Genomic DNA, 1,171 nt, shown 5'->3' with positions numbered 1-1,171 from the left:
TGTATATGTTAATCTAAAACTGAGCCACCTTATTAATTGAAAAGTGAGCCACTTTTGATAGAAAATAACCCTGACATTATTGTTAGGGGGAGTATCAGAGGTGATTACTTTGAATGTGAAACAACAAATAATAAAGATGCATTTGGAGGGAAAAAGTCAGAGGAAGATTGCAAAAGAATTGAAAAAATCTAGAAATACAGTAAAAAAATATATAAAGGAGTTCGAAAATAGTAAGTTAACGGATGTTCGAAATTTACCAATACCAGAGGAGATTATAAAACCACCAACTTACACAAAAAGAGTTGGTAGGAAAAGAGTATTAAGTGATGAAATTATCGAGAAAATTCGAGGATATATAAAAGAAAATGAGTGGAAAAGAGAGAATAATTTAGGTAAACAACAAATGAAAATCATTGATATGCATGAAAAGTTGATAGAGGAAGGGTGTGAAATTAGTTATACCACAGTACGTAATTTTGTAAACACGGAGCTAGCAAAGAAAAACGAGGTATTCATACGTAGAAATTGCGAACCTGGTTATGAAGTGGAATTTGATTGGGGAGAAATTAAAATCGAGGTGAATGGAAAATTAAGAAGCTATTCCCTAGCGGTTTTCACTTTAGCACATAGTAATTATCGATTTGCGAAAATCTATGAGTCTGAAACCATGGTTTGTGTTTTAGACATCCATTCCTTATTTATTGAACACATTGGTTTTATCCCTACGGTATTTACCTATGACAATATGAGGACTGTGGTTAAATCGTTCATAGGATCAGAAAGGGAAATCACCGACGGTATGAAAAATATTTCAGATTATTATGGGTTTAAAATTCGACTATGTGAACCAAGAAAGGGAAATGAAAAAGGCCACGTTGAACGTAGTGTAGAGTACATTCGTAGAAAGGCATTTTCATCAAATTATAAATTTACAAGTTTAAAAGAGGCAGAGGAACATTTGACAAGGGTACTAATAAGAATCAACCAGCAGTTACATCACCAGCATTTATTAAAACACATTGAATTAATGGAACACGAAAGGTCTGTATCCAAGCCAGCAATAACTCCTTTTGACGTTGCAGAGTTAATAGAATGTCGGGTGGATAAGTATAGTACAGTTGTCATAAAACAGAATCATTATTCTGTGCCAGAAGGACATGTTGGGAAATTT

At 33.5% G+C, this 1,171-nt stretch carries 1 protein-coding gene; it reads left to right on the top strand.

Annotated elements, in window-relative coordinates; all coding sequences use genetic code 11:
• Positions 1 to 109 precede the first annotated feature (109 nt).
• Positions 110 to 1,171 (top strand): IS21 family transposase (gene istA, locus BN2144_RS00070; protein WP_456061790.1); only part of this gene is annotated, 1,062 nt, incomplete at its 3' end.

It is taken from the genome of Bacillus andreraoultii, assembly GCF_001244735.1.
GTDB lineage: Bacteria > Bacillota > Bacilli > Bacillales > Caldibacillaceae > Caldifermentibacillus > Caldifermentibacillus andreraoultii.
The sequence above is the reverse complement of the archived record's forward strand: the minus strand, read 5'-3'. Positions and strand labels throughout refer to the sequence as shown.